This window comes from Nocardia sp. NPDC060220, from assembly GCF_042727815.1.
GTDB lineage: Bacteria > Actinomycetota > Actinomycetes > Mycobacteriales > Mycobacteriaceae > Nocardia.
Genome location: NZ_JBHWZY010000839.1, coordinates 1 through 2,971, shown reverse-complemented (window position 1 = coordinate 2,971; position 2,971 = coordinate 1). Strand labels below are relative to the sequence as shown.

The 2,971-nt window shown below is 67.1% G+C and carries 4 protein-coding genes; all 4 read right to left on the bottom strand.

Features of this window, described 5'->3' with window-relative positions; all coding sequences use genetic code 11:
- Nucleotides 1-323 precede the first annotated feature (323 nt).
- The gene (locus ACFWF3_RS30505; RefSeq protein ID WP_378987494.1) at nt 324-722 is read right to left on the bottom strand and encodes a nuclear transport factor 2 family protein; all 399 of its coding nucleotides are present in this window, start codon (nt 720-722) and stop codon (nt 324-326) included.
- A gap of 46 nt (nt 723-768) precedes the next feature.
- Nucleotides 769-1,233, bottom strand: a complete 465-nt coding sequence (locus ACFWF3_RS30500; protein ID WP_379317142.1) for an SRPBCC family protein — start codon at nt 1,231-1,233, stop codon at nt 769-771.
- A complete protein-coding gene (locus tag ACFWF3_RS30495) occupies nt 1,230-1,631 on the bottom strand; it encodes a nuclear transport factor 2 family protein (protein ID WP_379317140.1) in 402 nt (133 codons plus the stop codon). The genes ACFWF3_RS30500 and ACFWF3_RS30495 overlap by 4 nt, the downstream gene beginning before the upstream one ends.
- A gap of 148 nt (nt 1,632-1,779) precedes the next feature.
- The coding region (locus ACFWF3_RS30490) for a hypothetical protein (protein ID WP_379317138.1) at nt 1,780-2,971 on the bottom strand (1,192 nt) is incomplete at its 5' end.

Genomic DNA, 2,971 nt, shown 5'->3' with positions numbered 1-2,971 from the left:
GATCGATCAGACCTTCTATCTCGGCACCCTGCTACCGATCCTGCTCTACCCGGTGCTGGCGATCGTGCTGCTGGTGAAGCGGCGCAGTATCGAGCCCGCTCCGGCAACGAGCCCATGATCGAATCCCTTCGCTCGCAGATCACCGTCTCCGGGTGACTACAGCGACACCCGCGCGGTAAACAGCACGACATCCGATTCCTTGGGCAGGACACGGCCGTGGTCACCGTGCGCGGCGAATCCTGCAAAGGCGACCGCCCCAAGAAGCTGACCAAGGTGCAGACCCCCCGGTACAGGCACATCTCGGCAGCGCCGAGCGCACCCGGTTATCGAGTTTGCTCGAGTGCGGCGAGAATGGCTGCCGTTTCTTCGAAGAGGGAAAATCGGGCGATTCTGTGGTCATGCACTTCCAGGAGGGCGACCTCGTGACCGTGGATGATCGTCCTGGTTCCGCGGACTGTCCCTTCGAACCATGCGATCACGACGATTCGGTTGCCCGCCTGGAAGGTTCGCTCGATAGTCAGGTGGGTGTCGAGTCGAGTGTGCCGAAGTCCGAAGAACTCGAAGAAGCCGTCCGGACCGTCGTATTGTCCACGCCACGGCAACGACCTGACCGGGTAGTCCAACACGAACTCCGGTGCGATCAGCGCCCTGACCCGGTCCATGTCGTGTCGGGCCAGGGCCGAGTAGAACCCTTCGACCACGGCAATTTCGTTGGCGGACAACGGCCTTTCGACTCCTCGAATCATCGGCGGTGTGAAGTGCGTGGCATCACCGCACGTTTCGTTCACTGTCGGACGTCGATTCGGCCAGGTTGCGCAGTGCTGCGATATCTCGATCCAGGTTGCGTTGCAGCATGCGAGCCAGCAGCCACCCGAACGGCCGTTGTATGCCGTGCGGAACGACGCGCAGCTCGAGGCGGACGCGGCATCGGTCTCGGGTCAGCGGGGTTACGGTGCGAGAGCCTTCGGCGTCGGCCCCGGTGAGCGTGCGCCAGGTGATGCGGGTGCCTGGTTCGACAGTGACGACTTGACCATTGTTGTGCCAGGTCCGGCCCGCGAACCGGAGCTGTTCGACGGTGCGAGCGCCGGGAGTGGCAGGCCCGGGCGGGGAGGCGGACATGGCGACGACGCCGGTGCGCCATGCCGTGTCGGTGGCGTAGTCGGCCAGTAGCGCCCACACGTTAGAGGCCGCCCGTTCGACTGTCGTTTCCGCAGCCAGGTCGAAGCCGGTCATCGTGTCTGCGCCTGCCGTAGGGCGGCCAGCATGGCCGGGGTGTCGATATAGGCGTCGAAGCCGACGATCCGCCCCTGACGCAGGTGCCAGATGTGCACCTCGGGAAGGTCGAATTCGACGCCACCGGGGATGGTCGTCCCGACCGTGCGGCCGACCTGCACCACGTCCTCGCCTGCGGCGAACATGTGCTCGGAGATCGCTTTGCTGTCGATGTGCGCGAGCAGCGTGGTGAAGAAGCCGACCGCGCCCGCATGCCCGTGATGGCGGCCGCCCCAGGGCAAATCGGCGGCCTGGTCGATGTCGATGTCGGGGTCGAAAAGGCGTTCGATCATGCCGAAGTCGCGGCTGTCGAAGGCCCGATAGACCTCCGCGATGATGTCGAGAGTGGGGTGTGACATAGGACTGTCCTCGCAGACGTAGCGGTGAGTGCTTGGCACGAACGCCGGTGTGTGCCGGCTCGCCGCAACGATCGCGCGCAGGTGTTTCAATACCGCTACAACGACCGCCGAGACTCGCGCACCGACGAAGCCGCCGAACATCGGCCTCTCAGTCTGCTGAGAGGCCCTCGACCGAGTCACGGACCAGAGCGACCATGGCCGTCCAGCTCATCTGCCTGCCCAGCTGCTCGGCCGCGCGTTGTTCACCGGCGGGCAGCAGCCGTTCCATCCGATCCAGCACTACTGGGTGGGCGAATTGTGTGTAGCGCCGCGGATCAGCCCCGATCCGCTCGGAATGCTGAATCGCTGCCGCCCGCAGCCCGACAGCGGACTCGGGCGACGACAGCGCCATCAGCGCGTAGGCGGCAATGTAGACCGCACCCAGCGCGTCGGAAATATTCGATTGCTCGCCGAACGCGCGCAGCGCGCGGTCGATGGCGGTGAGGGCCGACACGGCCGTGTCGGCGTCCGCGGCCGGAGTGAGCAACGAACAGGCGAGCACCACGTCGGCCATGCCTTGGCACCACAGGTGACCGCATTCGGCGCTGAGTTCCCGCGCCGAGGCCAACCAGCCGATCGCGTCGGCGAGATTGCCCTCCAGCAGCAGTGCGATGCCCTGCCCGAACTGTGCGCAGCCACGGATCCAGTCCGCTGTCGGGAGCCGGTCGACTTCGGCGATCAGCCGGTCGATCGCGCTCCGGGTCGACGCCCGATCGCCGAGCGCGGTGAGGGCGAGGGCACGGAACATCAGCGCGTGCAGCCACAGGTCTCGGTCGGGCTCGGGGTCGGCGAGTAGTTCCATGGCTGCCTCCGCCCGCCCCAGCGCCTCGCGGGCGTCACCAGCATGGAACGACACAATCGACAAGGCCAGCAGTCCGCGCGCGCGATCCTCGGTGCCGGCGTCGGCGGCGGTGTCGAGCGCGGTCCGGATGACGTCGCGGCCGTCGACCAGCACGCCGAGGACCGGCCATGCGAATTGCAGCGCCGCCGCGCTTCGGAGCGCATGCACCGGATGGTGTGCGAGGTCGTAGTCGATTCCGGCGCGGATATTGGGCAGTTCGGCGGCGAGCGAACGATAGGCCGCGCCGGCGCGGTGCCCGGTCAGCAGCGCGGCCTGGTCGGCGACGAATCCGCGGGCCCAGGCGGCGTGTGCGGCGCGGGTGGCAGGTGGGTCAGGGTCGGTGTCGCGGCAGTAGCGGCGGATGGTCTCGAGCAGCCGATAGCGTGTCCCCTCGGAGGTGACGTCGGCGGCGATCACCGAGCGGTCGAGCAGCGATGCCAGGGTGGCGAGCACACCGGCG

What these genes read in the sequence shown, in the direction of transcription:
- ACFWF3_RS30500 (WP_379317142.1), bottom strand. Translation starts at nt 1,233, where the DNA reads ATGACCGGCTTCGACCTGGCTGCGGAAACGACAGTCGAACGGGCGGCC.
- ACFWF3_RS30495 (WP_379317140.1), bottom strand. Translation starts at nt 1,631, where the DNA reads ATGTCACACCCCACTCTCGACATCATCGCGGAGGTCTATCGGGCCTTC.